Source organism: Nostoc mirabile CHAB5784, assembly GCF_020829645.1.
Taxonomy (GTDB): Bacteria; Cyanobacteriota; Cyanobacteriia; order Cyanobacteriales; family Nostocaceae; genus Nostoc; species Nostoc mirabile.
The window spans coordinates 62,684-80,127 of record NZ_JAIVFS010000031.1; the positions used below are offsets into that span (position 1 = coordinate 62,684).

Here is a 17,444-nt window from a genome sequence, read left to right on the forward strand (position 1 = left end):
TTCGTAATTATTACCCCACGACTGAAGTCGGGGGCCTAATTGAGGAATAAATTTATTTGTCTCCATAAAATGTTAGTTAGTTGCTCTGTACCTTTAATTACGAATTACGAATTACGAATTAGTAATTATTTGGTCATTAGTCATTAGTCACTTGTACTGAGCGTTCGCGTAGCGTCTCGTAGAGAAGCCGAAGTATTAGTCATTAGTCATTGGGCATTGGGAAAGAGGAGGCAGTTCTTGCTGGAGCCAGAAGGCAGAAGTTCTAAAATGTTTGAATTTTGAATTTTGAATTTTGAATTGATTTCTCCCCCCACTCCCCACTCCCCACTCCCCACTCCCCACTCCCTAATTTATTGACTTATTTCAAGGCAACTTTAACGCTTCTTGCCACCGAGACTTCCTTGCTTGCTGGTTCAACAGCAACTGGAGTGGGTGTGGTTGAACTGCTTAACCACAGCGCCACAGCAGGAGTCACACCAAAGAATAAGCCAAGCAACACAGGGATGGAGAATCCAGCGGCCAAGCTTAGTCCGGCGGCGAAGGCAAAGTTAGTTAAATAAACGACTAAGGGTAGATTTAGTTGCGATCGCTCTAATTTAATCGAAGCGTTTCTCCACAACAATCCTGCCACAGTCATAAACAGGGCACTAGTGCCAAACCAACCTGCATAGTTCTGGTAAGGTGTGCCAAAGAAAGCTCCTGGGTGTTCCCAATACCAAAAAGGTAGAGAAGTTTGACTCATCGCTGGCTCAAGGGCAAAATCCCAGCAAGTGAAGAGTAAAGCACCAACGGCTATAGCCGCAATATGGCGTCCCAAACTGGGTTTTTGTGCCACTTTTAAACCAGTTCTCGCAATTAAATAAGAGGACAGCCCAACATAGAACCAAGATAAAGGAATTGTGAAAGGAACTAGCCCCGCAATCTTATAACCTAAGCCACTCAAGTAGCTATAATCACCAAATGGAAAACCTGTGCTGGTTCCCAGTAGTTCACTCCCCAAGGAGATAAACATAGCCGGCAGCATAAATGCTAGCCAAGTTCGCAATCCCAGCGTCCGGTAGGCATAAATAGAGACAGCTATTGTCCCCAAGATGATATCAACTACACCGCCACCTGCCATACTTAACTGTACGGCAGTTTCTCCAACCTGCGATAAGTTGAAAATTATTTCGGCATTAGGTACGACCAGTAGCATCCCTACCAGTCCAAAGGCTTTTGACACGATATGACCAATGAGGCATACGCCTTCAGCAATAACAAGTTGTCTCATGATAATTCCTTAACAAGATGTGACACGCGGCTACTCGGCTGCTAACAGTTTACAAATGTTTAACAACATATTTAAATACTTTGTACCGCAATTCTCTACAAACTTGTTTGGCTTTTTTAGGAAGAGCATAACAGCTTACTGATTGAAGCTATAAGAAAGAAATATGATGATAAACTTACTATTCTAAGCTATATAGTCAAAATCTATATAATTTCATCTGCAAAAACTCCTGGTTTCTTGTCCCACTGATACACGTATGATGAACAACTCCTTCCATACAGGTATCTCGTTGAGGCAGGACAAGCATCAGAGATTAAGAAAGCCCTACAGTAAGTGTGAAGAATGACACATTTATCCCAAAAAATTACGGCAGTGGCTACTAGGTATACCGTAATCTAGAGGTTGTCGATGAACAACTTCTAATTTAATGACTAACAGACGGGAATTTTTCAAAGGGGTGGCAGCGCTTTCTGGCTTATCTTTAGCTGGTTGTGGCTGGAGGCTAGCTGAAGTCCGTGCTAATTCTAATACTTCGGGTCAACGTGACCAACTTTATATCTTTACCTGGACGCAATATACTGACAACCAATTATTGAAAACCTTTAGCACCCAAATCGGTATGAAAGTGCTAGCGGATGTTTATGATTCCAATGATGTCATGCTAGCTAAATTGCAAGCTGGAGGCGGTGGCACTTATAGCATCATCTACCCATCCGATTACATGGTGCAGAAGATGGTAAAGAAAGGTTTATTAACAGAAATAGATCACGATCGCTTAATCGGTTTAGAGAATTTATTCCCCCGGTTTCAGAATCCTAGCTATGACCCCAATAACCGATATAGCATTCCTTTTAACTGGGGGACAACAGGTTTACTTTACAATTCCGAAAAAATCAAAGATGCACCACAAGACTGGGATTACCTTTGGCAAAACCAAAAGCAACTTAATCAGCAGATGACATTGCTCAATGATGTTCGAGAAGTGATGGGTGCGACATTACGGATGCTAGGTTACTCTTACAACTCAAAAAATGAACAAGAAATCAAACAAGCTTATGAAAAGTTGAAAGTGCTAAAACCTGCGATCGCACGTTTTGACACAGACGCTTGGCAAAATCAAATTCTAGCAGGAGATTTACTATTGGCAATGTGCTATTCAGCAGATGCCGTGAGAATCTCTCAAGAAAACCCTAAACTCAAATATGTAATTCCTCGCAGTGGTTCTTCATTATGGACAGACAGTATTGTAATTCCTAAAACAGCCCCCAACCAGGCTGGAGCCTATGCTTGGATTAACATGATTTTGCAACCAGAATTAGCAGCCCAAATCAGTCAACGCCTGAATATTTCTACGCCTAATAGTGCTGGATTTGAGCAATTGCCAAAAACAATCCAAAATAATCCTAATTTATTTCCCTCAGAGTCACTTTTAGCAAATTGTGAACGTGTTACTCCTGTAGGAGAATTTGAAGAGGTTTACGATCGCTATTGGACTCAATTAACTAGCGGCTAAAATAGTTAGGAGAGACGCGATTAATCGCGTCTGTACAGGAGTTAGGAGTAGAGACGCGATTAATCGCGTCTGTACAGGAGTTAGAAGACGCGATTAATCGCGTCTGTTAGGAGTTATAAATGGTGAATTTTCAAAAAAGTGATATTTCTAAAATAGAAGAATTGCAACGCCCACGACCGAATTGGCTCCAACCTTTGGTATTACTTGCACCATCTGGCATTTGGTTATTACTTTTATTGGTGCTGCCAACTTTAATAATTTTCCAGTTAAGTTTAGTTGCAGACATCCAACCAGGAGATTTGGTCAATCCCAACGGATTCAAAAATTACATCCGCATATTTGACCCTCTTTATGTGCAAGTAATTTTGCGATCGCTATTTTTTGCATTTGGTACTACAATAATTTGTTTAATTTTGGGTTTCCCCGTTGCCTATTGGATTGCTCAGATAGCGCCGCAACGTTGGCGGAATTTGCTGCTATTAGCCTTTGTCTTGCCTTTGTGGACTTCCTCGTTACTCCGTTCCTATGCTTGGATTACAATTCTTCGTCCTAGTGGTTTATTGAACAGTTTACTCAGCAATTTAGGCTTGCCTACTTTGCAATTACTTAACCAGAGTCAAGCTGTATTTATTGGTATGAGTTACAGCTTGTTACCCTATATGGTTTTGATTTTATATGCTTCTCTCGAAAAGCTAGACAAGCGGTTGTTAGAAGCAGCTGCTGATTTAGGTGCAAATCCGGTGGAAACTTTTTGGCAAGTAACCGTACCGCAAATTTTTCCTGGAATTGCGGCTGCTTCTATGCTTGTATTCATCACAGGCTTGGGGGATTTTGTCGATCCAGAATTACTTGGTGGTGCTTCTAGTATGACGGCGGCGCGGTTAGTTTATAACCAGTTTCTGGGAGCAACGCAAAATTGGGGATTTGGTTCAGCTTTGAGTATGACATTAATTTTGCTTGTTAGTATTGCGATCGCACTTTTAATTAAGTTTGGTGAGGCTGCACCCAAACGCTAAACTTTCCGCCACTCATTTATAATAAGGGTATCAAACGCCAGCGAGACAACGGTTATGCTCTCACCTGATCTCAAAAATGCGTTACCAACTACTGATGAACTTCCCTGTTCAGACGATACGCCAGTGGATAACGAAGATCAAAATTTTTTGCCCAATATTTTACTCTTCTTACTCAACTCCATTTGGGCAAATCGTATGGATTGGTACTTCGGGGTAGATATGGCATTATATCACACGACAGGAGTAAATTCTAGAGTACCTGTAGTGCCAGATGCTTTTTTAAGTGTGGGAGTAGAACGGAAAAAGGGTGGCAAATCACGCAAAAGTTACGCGGTTTGGGAAGAAAATGGGGTAGTTCCAATATTCACATTAGAAATGGTATCCCACACCCCCGGAGGTGAATATGATGAGAAGCTAGATATATACAAAAAACTCGGTGTATTGTACTACGTAATTTATAACCCTGAGTTTTGGCGACGCGACCAACATCAACCATTTGAAGTGTATAAGTTAATAGATAGAAATTACCAACTACAAATAGGTGAACCTTATTTGATGCCAGAGTTGGGGTTAGGTATTGGGCGACACCAAGCTGTAATTGCCGGGATACAACAGGAGTTTTTATGTTGGTATGATGAGCAAGGAAATCGCTATTTGACAGATGCAGAACAGGCAGAACAGCAGCGACAAAGGGCCGAACAATTAGCGCAGTATTTACGTTCTCTAGGTGTAGATCCAAATAATCTACCTGGTAATTAAGGCGATGGTATTTACCAAAATATCAAACCGCAACACGATAGTCATTAGTTCTTGAGATACCACGCCCACTCTTTAAGGTGGTTTTAATCAGAAATTTTTTTCGGACACCTTAGGGAAGCAGACAAAGCCCGGTACGAGGTATGTACCAAAAAACAATGAGCAATGACTAATGACCAATGACAAATGACTAATGACTAATGACTAAATGGTTTAAATCATCCGTATTACTGTTAATTAACTCCTTAATTGTAGAAAGAAACTCATGCTCTAAATAAGGCTTAGTTAAGTAAGCCTTTGCACCCAATTCTTGAGCAAGCTGGCGATGTTTTTCAGCGCTGCGAGAAGTGAGAATCACGACAGGTTTTTTTGCTAAATCGGGGTATTGACGGAAATTGCCCAACAACTCAAAACCATTCATTCGTGGCATCTCTAAATCAGAGATGACAACTTGTATTTCTGGATGTAACTGTAACTTTTCTAAAGCTTCTACACCATTTTGAGCCTGTATTACTTGATAACCAGATTTTTGCAGTGTGAGAGAGATAGTTTGGCGCAGACTAATTGCGTCATCTACTACTAAAACAACTTTTGGTAATTTATTATCTGGCTCTTGAGAATAACTGGGTTGGGTTTCTATAGATGATTTATTATCTCCTTCTTGAGAGTAACTGGGTTGGGTTTCTATAGTTGTTGTGGAAGCAGATGCAGCAAGTAATGGTGTAGATAAAAAAGTATGTCCTGATATCGCTAAGGCTTTTTTATTTGACAAAGAAGGTACTGGTAGCGCCATGACATCAAGTGTTGTTTGTTGAAGCTCGCTAGATACCAGCAATGAAGCATCAATCACTAAAATGAGATTACCATTAGCTAAACTACTACAACCATAAATGTATTTTGGCGGTGCGATCGCATTTCCTAAAGGTCTGATTACCAATTCTTGTTCACCAATTATTTGGTCAACTTCTAAAGCAAACGTTCCCTGATTTCGTCGTAGCAATAGCACCGGATTTTTCGCTATGCTTGGGTCGTGAGTACTTGATGTGTTGTATGGAGTAGCACTATTAAAGCATGAATCATTATAATTAATCAACTTTGAAAGTTGACGAAGGCTGACCATAGTTTCATCATCGTCTGTATTCCAATGTAAGACTTTTTTACCTTCAATTTCTTTAATCTGCTGTTCAGAGGGAATCAATATTTTTTCGATACTGTCCAAAAGAAGGGCATAAACAACACCTTTGGCTTGAACTAGCATTAATTTTTCGGTAGTCATAGAAAAAGGAATTTTGAGTATGAATATTGTTCCTTGGTTGGGTAAGGATTGAACTGAAATTGAACCATTAAGTGCGTTCATCTGAGTCCGCACGATATCTAACCCCATCCCGCGCCCAGAGATTTCACTGACTTTACCAGCAGTAGAAAATCCAGGGGAAAATATGATATCTAAAAGTTCAGATTCAGCCAGATTAGAAGTATAGGTTATAGTTTTTTCTTCAGTTTGTATGGGATAAAATTCAGCAGCTTTTCTGCGAATTCTGTCTAAATTCAATCCTTGTCCATCATCCCGAACCTCGATAACAGTTTGGCTACCCTGATGATAGGCGCGGATTTCGATTAACCCTTGTTCTGGTTTACCAAGCTCTCGGCGAAGTTGCGGAGCTTCAATACCGTGGTCAAAAGCATTACGTACTAAATGTAACAAGGGATCGTACAGCTTTTCTGCGATCGCTTTATCAACTAGTACTTCAGTACCAGTAAGTTTCAAGCCTACAAGTTTGGCATGAACATTCCCCAACTTATTTACCATGTGGGGGAAGCGATTCAGGATATTGCCCAAAGGCGACATTCGTGCTTCTACTAAGCTATCTATAATATTAAGAGTTAAATTCTCTTGTTTGTCACTAATTTGAGCAGCTTGGCTCACGAGCAAGTCAAGAGACTCTGTGGTTTCTTGTAGTTGCAGTGTCTCTTCTATTGCTTCATGCAATGTCATCTGAAAATCTGTATATACATCCATTTCTAAAGAGTCAAAATTCACTGCAAAATTTTGCGTTTGTTGTGAGGCAATATTTTGTATTTGTAATGGTAAATCACGTAATTCATTTAAAGTTGTTTGGTGTCTAGTGATTTGCTGGATTAATTGGTCAATTATTTCTTTGACTTGTTCATCTTGCAAAGTACGCCGTTTTTGGTAAATCAACAATTCCCCAGCTAGATAATTGAGGTGTTGCAGTCTCTCTGTATCTACTCGAATAAATGAAGGTTGGCGAAAGTTTTTAGTTTGAACATACTCTGATTTATCTTCTATTTCTTTGTTGATTTGTGTAGCTAAATCAGGCATGATTTCAATAGCTGTTTCAGGAACATTTACAACTCCCTGCTCATTGACAGTTAATGAATTAAGCTTTCCTGAAGAATGATCATTCGTGGTTGTCACCACTTTATCTGAAAGGTTTTCGCTAGCTTCTTCTCCCCATATTGCTTCTAGTAGGTTCTCAGTTGTTTGAGAAGATACATTAGGTACTTCTTTAATAACTAAGAGCGTTTGTAACTTGGGACTATCAAGCCAATTTTTCTCTTTACTAGTAACAGGAGGATAGTTTTTATATTCTTGTGCTAATGTATGAATTCGGTTTTGTAATATTTTAATGACTGAGATGTAGCTGTCATATTTGTTAACAGAATACTGAAACTTTGTGACGGCAAATAAGATGATTAAAATTATCCCATGTCGATAAATACAAAGACTTTGACTATCTTCTTCATCTTGAACAAAATCAAGAAACTTTTTCAGCCAATTATCGATATAATCAAGTAAATTTTCTTTTTCTAATCTGGGAACTATTAAATCAAAATTAAGCTCTACTACTATTTGTATCTCGTGATTAAACCAGCCAAAAATGTAGCGAATTACTTTTAAATAAAATTTGGCAGTTGTTGGCTTTACTGATTCGTTTTTATCCTTATCGGATGTAGTGATAAATTGATAAAATTGTTCTTCATTGATGACAAATATACTAACAGATGAATTATTTTGTAATTCTCCAGATAACTCATTCTTTACCACTGTTGTGAGTTTTCGCAGAGCTGGAGAAGTTTTTCCGCCAGATGTGCGATCGCCTTCTAATACCAATTTTTGTGCTTGTTGTAAATCTGCAAGAGCAATTTCGGCAATTTGCTGCACCTGAGTGGGGTTTGCTTGCAACGCTGACAGAATTGTTTGAGAAATTTCTCCTAATCCAGGTAAATTTAGAGATTCTGCTAAACCGAGAAACACCTCAGCTTGAGAGTTTAAAAACTCGATAAATTCGTCATGACTGGGTGGATTGTTAACAGCTTCAGCAATACTGTTTAGACGTTGCTCTACTCCGACTTCAAAAACTGACTGTACAATATCAAATCCCAATTCTTCAGAAGTGGGAATATGAGTTTCAGCACCAAATGCATCACCTAGCTTTTCTTGCAACTGTGCAAACACTGAACTTGCTCGATGGAGCAGTTCTTCATCATTAACAGTACTGCCGATTAATTCGGTATTTAATGCTATGCTAAGACACTCATAAGCTTGTAACAAAAGTGTTTGTAATTCGGCATCAACTACCACTTTTGGATTATATAGAGCCTTAAATACATCTTCTAAAAAATGGGCTATCATCTTAATTACTTCTAGCCCAACATTAGCAGCGCCACCTTTAAGTGTATGAGTCGCCCGCATTAAATTATGAACTTTAGCAATGCTATAATCTTCCGATAAGCTAAATAGTTCTTGTTCAATAATTTGTACTAATTCTGGGGCTTCAGCCAGAAAGTAGATGTATCCTTGTTCACGAATTTCGTTATCTGTAATCATAAGTGGGGAGTGGGGAGTGGGGGGTGGGGAGTGGGGAGTGGGGGATGGGGAATGGGGAATGGGGAAGATTAAAATTTATATCTAATGTGAATTGAGAGTTGAAAACCTTTCAGTTTCGTTGATGATTCCAAAATGATGGTTTTGTCCAAGCCTGGAAACCCTTATGGAAAAATAGGATTTTTTTAATTCACATCAGGTGTAATTCCCTATTTCCTACTCCCTACTCCCTACTCCCCTTATTCTCTAAAGAACGAATTAAAGCACGGAGTAGTCTTCCTACAGATTCACATTGCCTCAAAATTGGAGTGACTAGTTGAGCATCTGTAAGTCCAACTTTCGCTCTAGCTGATAGTAATAAGTGAGTTTCGAGTTCTTTGAGAGAGCCTTGTGCTATTCGGAGAAATTTTATGTATTCCGGGCGATACTCTCGCCCATAGCCCTCAGCTATATTTGCTGGAATTGATACAGCTGCCCGATGAATCTGTGAAGTCATTCCGTAAAGTTCCTCTTTTGGAAATGCAATCGTTAGCTGATAGCAAGCTTCAGCTAAATTCATGCCTTCTTGCCAAACTCTTAAATCTTGATAAGATCGAATTTCATAAACTGTCATTTCCCACTCCCCACTCCCTACTCCCTATTCCCTACTTCACTTTAAACTTACTAGCAGTTGTTAATAGCTCTTGCGCCATCCCTGATAAATCTTGGAACACAGTCGCAATTTCTTGAGATTCAGCAAAAGTCTTATTAGCAATTTCTGCTACATCTTGCATTGATTTTGTGACTGTTACAGATTGCGTCATTTGTTTTTGAGTCGCTGCGGTAATTTGCTCGATTAGCTGACTAATTTCGGCAGTTGCATAAACGATCGCATTCAAGTTTTGGCGAGTATCATTGACAAGATTTGTACCTTCTACTACCTGCTGAATACCAGTTTCCATTGCTACTGCTACTTCTCCGGTTTCTGCTTGAATCTCCTGAACTAATTTTTCTATTTCGATGGTTGCTGCTGCTGACTGGCGAGATAAAGAACGGACTTCATCAGCTACAACTGCAAAGCCTTTGCCATATTCACCTGCACGGGTGGCTTCAATGGCTGCATTCAAAGCTAGCACGTTTGTTTGTGTAGCAAAATTACCAATCAAATTCACCACTTTGGAGATTTTTTGCGAAGATTCACTGAGGCGTTTAATCTTCTTGCTGGTTTGCGCGACGGTTTCACGAATTCCTTGGATTGCTTTTACAGTTAAGTTCATCGCAGTATCGCCAGACTCTACAGTTTCATTGGCTTGTTGCACCGCTACTTGCACTAACTCAGCATTCGTCACCACAGCTTGAGTAGAGTCCACCATCTGTTGAATTTCACCTAAAGCTGCGGTAATTTCCTCAGATTGTTGTTGTGCTAGATTATTCAGTCCCGCTAGTGAAGCCTCGCTGTTAGTGGAAGTTTGGGCAACTTGTTGAGCAGCCCCCTGTACCTGAAGAACGATTTGCCGCAGTGCTTGCAGGGTATTATTGTAAGCATCAGCGATCGTGCCTAGTTCGTCTTCTGTAATGGGTGCGCGTACTGTTAAGTCGCCGTTGAGGGCGGGTCTAAGGGCTATTAGGAGTTGAATAGATCGTTGTTGTAGTAACTCCTTGGCTGCCTTTTCTCGTGCTGCTGCTTCTGCTAATTTGGCTGACTGCCCTTGTACTTGTTGCAAATATTCAGTCTGTTGTAATGCTAGTCCTAACTGGTTGCCAATACGTGCTAACAAGGTGACTTCCGATTCTTCCCAATCACGAGTTCCAGAATTTTGATAAACTGCCAGCAATCCCCACAATTGTTCCCCAGCAAATACAGGAACAATTACATAAGCTTTGACTTCAAATTGCTCTAAAATTTCCAGATGGCAATTAGAATGACCTACCTGATAAATGTCATTTACAACAAAGTTTTCTCCTTGGGCATATCGACCTCCTTGAGTTTCTTGCAAGTGGGTATCTTCCCAGACAGTCTTGATATCGGGCCCTACCAGTTTTACCCAAGTATGAGCTACTGATTCTGCTACAAATTCACCAGTCCAATTAGGGTTGAAGCGATAGACTGCGACGCGATCGCATCGCAGTAATTGCCGTAATTCTTGAGTGGTTGTTTTGAAAATTTCTTCTACATCTAAAGATTGCCGAATCCGGTTACTAATCTTGGTGACAGCTTTCTCTTGTTCCGCTATCTGAGCTAGTTTCTCAGATTTCAACCGAACTAATTCCAAATAATCTATCTGTGATTTAGCTAGGCTAAATTGCAAGCTAGTCTGAACCAAAAAGGTCACTTCCCAGGTTTGCCACTCACGGGGGCTAGAATTTTGATAAGCTGCCAGCAAACCCCACAATTTATCGCCAAAGAATATAGGAACAATTATGTAAGCTTTGGCTTCAAACTGCTCTAAAATCTCAATATGGCAAGGAGCAAGCCCTACTTGATAGATGTCATTAACAACAAAGTTTTCGCCTCTGACATACCTACCTCCCTTTGTTTCTTGCAAGTAGGTATCATCCAAAACGGTTTTAATATCAGGGCCTACCAGTTTTGTCCAACCAGTACCCACAGACTCAGCCACAAATTCGCCACCCCAGTCAGGGTTAAAACGATAGACTGCGACGCGATCGCATCGTAGTGATTGACGCACTTCTTGAGTGGTTGTTTTGAAGACGCTATCTACATTTAAAGATTGTCGGATGCGGCCTACTATCTTAGTAAAAGCTTTTTCTTGTTCAACTATTTGAGCTAGTTGCTCAGATTTCTTATGCATCTGTTCGAGATATTCGCCTTGTGAGATAGCCACACCAAATTGCAGTCCAATTTGGGTCACAAAGCTTTCTTCCCAAGGTTGCCAATCACGAGGCCCAGAATTTTGATAAGCTGCCAGCAAGCCCCATAATTTCTCTCCAGAAAATATGGGGGCAATGATGTAAGCCTTCATTTCATACTGCTCTAAAATATCAATGTGGCATTGAGCATGACCCATTTTATAGATGTCTTTGGCCACAAAGCTTTCACCCTTGGCATAACGTCCTCCTTGGGTGTCTTGCAAGTGGCTATCTTCCCACACCATATAAAAATCAGGGCTGACCATTTTTACCCAGCCATTACCCACTGACTCAGCGATAAACTCGCCACTCCAGTCAGGTTTGAAGCGATAAACGGCGACGCGATCGCATTTTAGTAATTGCCGTACTTCTTGAGTGGTTGTTTGAAAAAGCTTATCGACATTTGATACCCGCAGAATTTTGTCGATTACTTTAGCTACAGATTTTTTTGCTAGTATGCGCTGTTGTTCTTCTCTTTTTAATTCAAAGCTCTGCAATTTGTAGATCAGTTCTGTTGTAATTTGGGATAGTAGGCTAATTTCTACTTCTTGCCACTGCCGTGTTGATAAGCAATTATTTACTGCCAGTAATCCCCATACTTTACCTTCTACTACAATCGGTAAACTCAAACTAGCTTTAATTTGAAATTTATCTAGTAGTTGCTTTTGATAAGGGGTAAGTTGAATCTGATTGATATCGTCAATAACTACAGGTTCTATATAGTCTTGATTGGTATATAAACCAAAAATAATTCCGGGAATATTTTCGCCTAAAGTCGGTGTCCAACCTAGTGTTCTTGATTCTGCTAAAACATTACCTGAATCAAGGGAAGTAAACTGATAAATTAAGGTGCGATCGCAGCCAATTTTTTCTCTAATCTGCGCTACAGTAATTTTGAGTAGTGTATCAAGGTCTGGCGCTTGGCGCATGTGAGTTGCGATGTCTTGCAACTGTCGCCGCCAAGTTTTAAATTCCTGAGCGATCGCGTTTAATAAGGATATTTCGTTGCTAGCAATATTTGTTATATTAGCGCTCCCATTCAGATTTTCTACTTCAGAGATTAGATGCTGGTTTTCCGGGCTATTGTTATACAGAAATGTCATTTTATTAACCTCAAAAGTTGTTAGAGTAATAATTGGGTATTAGGCAGGTAAGAATGAATTAGTATTTGGCTATGAAGGATTAGGAATTGTTAAAATAATGTGCCTAATCACCCATGATTAACCGTTCAATTATGAACTTTCCACATGGGAGCTTGGATAATTGTTATGGCATCCAAATTAAAAATCATATCTTCAGAATCATTAATAAAGTATCCCTGTAAAAAAGGTAATATTTTAGGATAAAATAATTCGCTAGTTGGGGGTTTCATTTCTTGAGTATCCAGCCATTCAATATCTATTAGCTGTCGCACCAATAGTCCCAAATACTTACCCTTGTTTTCGAGAACAATTGCCATTATTTTTGAAAGTAAATTTGCTCCTTGCGAAATTGGAGGATAACCTAACATTGCCTCTAAATCTACTAACCAAAGCATCTCACCGCGCCAGTTATAGATACCCAAGACGCTACTGGGCATCTGAGGAACGCCACATATTTCTGGTAATGATACTTGCAAAACTTCTGTGATGTGTTGTAACGAAATTATCGCTGTATCCCTTACTCCCAAATTAAAACTTAAAAACTTTTCCTTGGTTTCCAAAGTTATTGATCCTTTGTGCTTGATTATTGCTCTCTAGCCAGTATTTGCAGTTATTATTTGATTTTGTCGAGGCTCTATATTAGAAATATGGATTTCTAGCTTTTTGTTGATCTATTAAGTTTTGACTAATTAATCAATCGCTTTAAAATTACCACTAGTTCCTCTCGATCAATCGGTTTTGATAGATAACCATCGGCGCCCAACATATTACCCCAGATTTTATCTACATCACTATTTTTTGTAGAGCAAAAAACCACAGGTATTTTGCTAGTACTGGGATTGTTTTTCAACTCTCGGCAAATTTCAAAGCCACTTTTACCTGGTAAAATTACGTCGAGAAATATGAGGTCTGGCTTATTTTTATCTATTTTGTCTTGAGCTTCTTCACTGCTTGTGGCGCTAATCACAGAATAACCTGCCTGTTGCAAGTAACGGCTGATTATTTCCATATCTGTTAAGCCATCTTCAACAACTAAAACAGTATTCATGATAATTACTCTTTAAAAGTTTTTAAGAATGTAAACAAATTAGATATACAAATCCAAATGATGCGTGAAGAAAGACATACAAGGGACTAGAGACTAGTACAGGTAGGCGGAAATAAACCTACCATTTCATTACAGCCAGAAAGCCCAAAATTAAAGCATGTGTGACTTTTGACTTCCGCCTTGCGGTACTAGACCCTAACCCCTTGTCATCAAGAATATTTCACAACTCAAATCGGACTGCTATAAATACAAAAATTTTGTATTTGTCTAATTTTGATTCAATCTTTATATATTAACCTCCGAAAAAGTACGTAATGAAAATAATTTAATATATATTTTAGTTACGTGATAAATATTCGATTTAGTATAAAAAAATAGGTAGGTTTAAGACCGCCACCTACTTGCATCTTGTGAATTTGGACTTCTTATTTATTACCCCAGTAATTTTATGTTTACTGAGGTGGAAAAATTTACCGATTGTAAATACTTTTGTTATGGCTATTGTTAAGCAATAGGCTCATGCTGAGGAATAAAATTTTCAAGTTAATCAGATTAGTTGATAATTAATAATCAAGAAAAATTATGAATTCTCCCTACTTACAAACTTCTAAATTAGGTTGACTCTTGTCGATGGATACACTTGGCGCAGGTAAATATTTACGTATTATACTCATTACCTTGTCAGCGACTACAGGTTTAGTGATAAAATCTGTAGAACCGACTACCTTAGCACGAACTCTATCTAAAAGACCATCACTACCTGTTAATATAATTACTGGTGTATTGGCGAAGGCAGATATTCGCCGCAACTGAGTACAAATTTCGTAACCACTGGCGACTGGCATAATCAAATCCAAGAAAATCAGGTCTGGTTTATCCTGAATCAGGGTTGGGAGAGCTTGTACAGCATCTTGAATTTTGATAAACCTTAGTCCATTGGAAGTGATAATATCCTCCAGCATTTTACAGACTTGAGGACTATCATCTACGCAGGCTACTAGTGGAGCAATAGATTTCTTTGGTTGTGCGGTGATAGGCTTATTGTTGACCTCAGTCACTACTAAGGGCATGTCAGGTATTTCCACCAATTCGATGATTCCTTTAAGGATATAGGGAAGCAATGAACGGGTGAGTGGAAGTACACTTTGCTTCATTTTCACGGCTAAATCTCGCAGAGTTAATTTGCCGTTGATTAAATTTACAAAGTTTTTGTAGACAGATGGACTTACTATCTGCTGAAGTTGTTCTGGTCGGCGTAGAACTGGTGCTAAGTCAGGAGAAAAATTTGCTAAACCTGCTTCTGACCAAACTTTCCACGAGTCTTGCATGTGCTTTACAGACATTTCTGCACTCGTGAAGCTCATTGGTGTTTCTAAAATAACTTCTTGGGTGCGATTGCAACTTATAGAAGCAAAATTTCCTTGCAGAGCTAGGTCAAATAATAGTTCCGCGATGGTGTTTTCGGCAATAGACTGAATCTGTTCTCTCTGAATTTTCTGTTTTTTATGAAAGATTTCTAGAAGGCGATAATCCCAGTAATCCATTGATACATCTTGCAAACGCAACTGCAATTTATCAACATCAATCTGGGGACAATTTTGAGCCATATGTCTACGCCAGCGACGGAAGGGATGAGTTCCACCTGTTGCCCAAACTATCCGTCCCAGCCGATAATAAAAAGTCCATTGGCTGCCCTTTGAACTTTTAATATTTAATTTGCCATTATATTGCAGCTGAGTACAAGTTTTAAATTCATTAACTAAGTTATTTGAAAGAATAAGTTCGGAGTGGGTCATACTTTGTTCCTTGTATTAAAAAGCCAGCTATTGAAAAACCCACACTAGCTATATAGTCGTTAGCATATATGTCAATAAGTGCAAATACATTTCGTATATAGCAGTCTAAATCAAGTTTATTAAAATCAAAGAATATAGGAAAATAGCAAAAATCTTACTAGTAAAAAAGTCATGTAGCACAGAGTTCCTTATCGGCAAACTTGACGACTCAAGTAGGTTGTTATAGCCCACATCATTAAGGAAGATGCATTCAGTATTAATATATTATTTTAATAATTTTCATGCGGAATTATATCCGTAGAATTTCTGAATTTTTGTTTAAAAAAGATAGGCAGTCTCTATTTATGTTTCATTTATTAAGATTGGCAATAAATGTTAAAAGTATTTATTAAAATTTACATTTATTATTAATGTGTCTCATTTGTAGAGAGACGCGAAATTAGACTGGGCTTCGCCCCGCTACGCTAACGCCCTGCTTCGCTAACACGCCTCTCTACACGCCTAAAATTACCACTGATAATCCTTAAGTGTATAAAGTATTTATTTAAGAGAACTTCTTTAAGGTTTGTTATGGTTTTGATAGCTGAAAACAGCTGCCCTAAGATTACTTTGGTGTTCTGAAAGAAGCCGATCGCCTTCGTCTTTTTCCAAACCAGTCCAGTGCATTAATAGCGCTAGCTTAACCCATTTACCACTGCGTTCTAATAAAAAACCAGCAGCTTCCCGACTTAAACCTGTGAGGTCTTGCAAAATTCGCAAAGCGCGATCGCGTAACTTTTGATTTGTTACTGCCACATCTACCATCCGATTACCGTAAACTTTGCCTAGCTTGACCATCACGCCGCTAGAAAGGATATTTAAAGCTAATTTAGTGGCTGTACCAGCTTTCAGGCGAGTTGAGCCGGCGATTATTTCTGGCCCTGTCAATAGGCGAATGTCAATATCGGCATCAAAGCTAACTTGTTCAGCAGGAACACAGGCGATAAAAATAGTCTTCGCTCCTCGCTGACGAGCAGCACGAAGCGCACCGTGGACATAAGGCGTTGTCCCACCAGCAGTAATGCCGACTACGACATCTAGCTGGGTAATTTGTCGCCCTGCGATCGCAGCCTCCCCATCTTCGATGCTGTCTTCTAAATCCTCCGAACTGCGTACCAGTGCGCCAGCACCACCAGCAATAATCCCCTGTACCAACTCTGGCGGGGTACAAAAAGTAGGTGGACACTCAGCAGCATCTAACACCCCTAACCTGCCACTTGTGCCCGCACCGATATAAAATAAGCGTCCTCCGTGGCGCAAACGCTCTGCGGTGCTATCAATTGCTTGTGCCAACTGAATTTTCGCCGCCGCAACCGCCTCGACTGCCTTTTGGTCTTCGCTATTAAACAACTCCACCAATTCCAGAGAACTGAGCTGGTCTAAGTTAAGACTGTTAGGATTTACCAGCTCGGTTAAAAGATGCCCACGTTCCTGCAAGTTTGTCATTTGTCATTTGTCCTTTGTCATTTGTTCTTTGTCATTAGTCAGTTAGCGACCAGTGACCAATGACCAGTGACCAATGACTAATGACTAATTACAACAATCCTTCCAATTTGCGACGCATCTTCTCTAGTTCAGAATCAGACAATTCTGGTTCCTCTAGTGGCTGTTGATTGAGAGGAAAGGTATCCTCAACAGTATCCTCCTTCTGGGCGTCTACTTGCCAGTCGGTTTTTTCGACGTTAAGTTCTGGGGGAGTTACAACTAAATTGCTGTTTTCTGGGATGATTTCCCATTCATATCCAGCACTTTCGCAAAATTCCTTTATTTCCTCAGCATCGATCGGCTCTGGTGTAGGTGAGGGAAAATCCTGAGCTTCTAACATCAGGGCAAAGCGGGTAGCGTCGTCTTCTGACTCGAACATCAGAATTTTATTGCGATCGCCTTCCCGAATGGTATGAATTCCCTCATTTTCCGTTCGAGCATTAAAAATTAACACAAAAACACGCATTGGTGTAATCATCTGTCTTTTTTAAGGTTTATTCATATTAAAGTTCTAGGTTGTGCCTCAAGGAAAGTCACAGGAACAATTTTCACTCTATTTAGATCAGATTTACCTGAAAACCCCAATATTATGAAGCATAAGTATTGGATTAAGCAAATACCGTAACTCAACCAATGAGGTCTTGAGTTTAGTTGGCGTATCCTGGAAATGGCATACTGA

Annotated in this window: 12 protein-coding genes; 3 read left to right on the forward strand and 9 right to left on the reverse strand. The window is 39.6% G+C overall.

Annotation, left to right across the window (positions count from 1 at the left end; all coding sequences use genetic code 11):
- Window positions 1–358 precede the first annotated feature (358 nt).
- A complete protein-coding gene (gene cruF, locus LC653_RS20325; RefSeq protein ID WP_229496561.1) occupies window positions 359–1,270 on the reverse strand; it encodes a gamma-carotene 1'-hydroxylase CruF in 912 nt (303 codons plus the stop codon).
- 427 nt (window positions 1,271–1,697) lie between these two features.
- On the opposite strand from cruF, the gene LC653_RS20330 reads away from it, so the two are divergent.
- The 3 genes from LC653_RS20330 (at window position 1,698) to LC653_RS20340 (ending at window position 4,558) form a co-directional block, all read left to right on the forward strand.
- Window positions 1,698–2,783: an ABC transporter substrate-binding protein gene (locus LC653_RS20330; RefSeq protein ID WP_229496563.1), complete on the forward strand. Its 1,086-nt coding sequence runs from the start codon at window positions 1,698–1,700 to the stop codon at window positions 2,781–2,783.
- Between the two features lie 119 nt (window positions 2,784–2,902).
- The gene (locus LC653_RS20335) at window positions 2,903–3,799 is read left to right on the forward strand and encodes an ABC transporter permease (protein ID WP_229496565.1); all 897 of its coding nucleotides are present in this window, start codon (window positions 2,903–2,905) and stop codon (window positions 3,797–3,799) included.
- Window positions 3,800–3,853: 54 nt separating this feature from the next.
- Window positions 3,854–4,558: a Uma2 family endonuclease gene (locus LC653_RS20340; RefSeq protein WP_229496567.1), complete on the forward strand. Its 705-nt coding sequence runs from the start codon at window positions 3,854–3,856 to the stop codon at window positions 4,556–4,558.
- A 187-nt stretch (window positions 4,559–4,745) separates the two neighbouring features.
- On the opposite strand, the gene LC653_RS20345 is transcribed toward LC653_RS20340, so the two are convergent.
- The 8 genes from LC653_RS20345 to LC653_RS20380 form a co-directional block, all read right to left on the reverse strand.
- A complete protein-coding gene (locus LC653_RS20345) occupies window positions 4,746–8,408 on the reverse strand; it encodes a hybrid sensor histidine kinase/response regulator (protein ID WP_229496569.1) in 3,663 nt (1,220 codons plus the stop codon).
- A 220-nt stretch (window positions 8,409–8,628) separates the two neighbouring features.
- Window positions 8,629–9,018: a four helix bundle protein gene (locus LC653_RS20350; RefSeq protein WP_229496571.1), complete on the reverse strand. Its 390-nt coding sequence runs from the start codon at window positions 9,016–9,018 to the stop codon at window positions 8,629–8,631.
- 31 nt (window positions 9,019–9,049) lie between these two features.
- Window positions 9,050–12,358 (reverse strand): GAF domain-containing protein, encoded by a 3,309-nt coding sequence (locus LC653_RS20355; RefSeq protein WP_229496573.1) that lies wholly within the window; start codon window positions 12,356–12,358, stop codon window positions 9,050–9,052.
- A gap of 125 nt (window positions 12,359–12,483) precedes the next feature.
- A complete protein-coding gene (locus tag LC653_RS20360) occupies window positions 12,484–12,957 on the reverse strand; it encodes a chemotaxis protein CheW (protein ID WP_229496575.1) in 474 nt (157 codons plus the stop codon).
- Between the two features lie 125 nt (window positions 12,958–13,082).
- Entirely contained in the window at window positions 13,083–13,445 is a 363-nt protein-coding gene (locus LC653_RS20365) for a response regulator transcription factor (protein ID WP_229471579.1), read from the reverse strand.
- 593 nt (window positions 13,446–14,038) lie between these two features.
- Window positions 14,039–15,241, reverse strand: a complete 1,203-nt coding sequence (locus LC653_RS20370) for a response regulator (protein WP_229496577.1) — start codon at window positions 15,239–15,241, stop codon at window positions 14,039–14,041.
- Window positions 15,242–15,799: 558 nt separating this feature from the next.
- A complete protein-coding gene (gene murQ / locus LC653_RS20375; protein ID WP_229496578.1) occupies window positions 15,800–16,726 on the reverse strand; it encodes an N-acetylmuramic acid 6-phosphate etherase in 927 nt (308 codons plus the stop codon).
- 88 nt (window positions 16,727–16,814) lie between these two features.
- Complete coding sequence (locus LC653_RS20380; protein WP_229496579.1) at window positions 16,815–17,243, reverse strand: DUF3110 domain-containing protein; 429 nt, start codon at window positions 17,241–17,243, stop codon at window positions 16,815–16,817.
- Between the last annotated feature and the right edge of the window lie 201 nt (window positions 17,244–17,444).

Coding starts and splice junctions, on each gene's coding strand:
- cruF (WP_229496561.1), bottom strand. CDS start 1,270: ATGAGACAACTTGTTATTGCTGAAGGCGTATGCCTCATTGGTCATATC.
- LC653_RS20330 (WP_229496563.1), top strand. CDS start 1,698: ATGACTAACAGACGGGAATTTTTCAAAGGGGTGGCAGCGCTTTCTGGC.
- LC653_RS20335 (WP_229496565.1), top strand. CDS start 2,903: ATGGTGAATTTTCAAAAAAGTGATATTTCTAAAATAGAAGAATTGCAA.
- LC653_RS20340 (WP_229496567.1), top strand. CDS start 3,854: ATGCTCTCACCTGATCTCAAAAATGCGTTACCAACTACTGATGAACTT.
- LC653_RS20345 (WP_229496569.1), bottom strand. CDS start 8,408: ATGATTACAGATAACGAAATTCGTGAACAAGGATACATCTACTTTCTG.
- LC653_RS20350 (WP_229496571.1), bottom strand. CDS start 9,018: ATGACAGTTTATGAAATTCGATCTTATCAAGATTTAAGAGTTTGGCAA.
- LC653_RS20355 (WP_229496573.1), bottom strand. CDS start 12,358: ATGACATTTCTGTATAACAATAGCCCGGAAAACCAGCATCTAATCTCT.
- LC653_RS20365 (WP_229471579.1), bottom strand. CDS start 13,445: ATGAATACTGTTTTAGTTGTTGAAGATGGCTTAACAGATATGGAAATA.
- LC653_RS20370 (WP_229496577.1), bottom strand. CDS start 15,241: ATGACCCACTCCGAACTTATTCTTTCAAATAACTTAGTTAATGAATTT.
- murQ (WP_229496578.1), bottom strand. CDS start 16,726: ATGACAAACTTGCAGGAACGTGGGCATCTTTTAACCGAGCTGGTAAAT.
- LC653_RS20380 (WP_229496579.1), bottom strand. CDS start 17,243: ATGATTACACCAATGCGTGTTTTTGTGTTAATTTTTAATGCTCGAACG.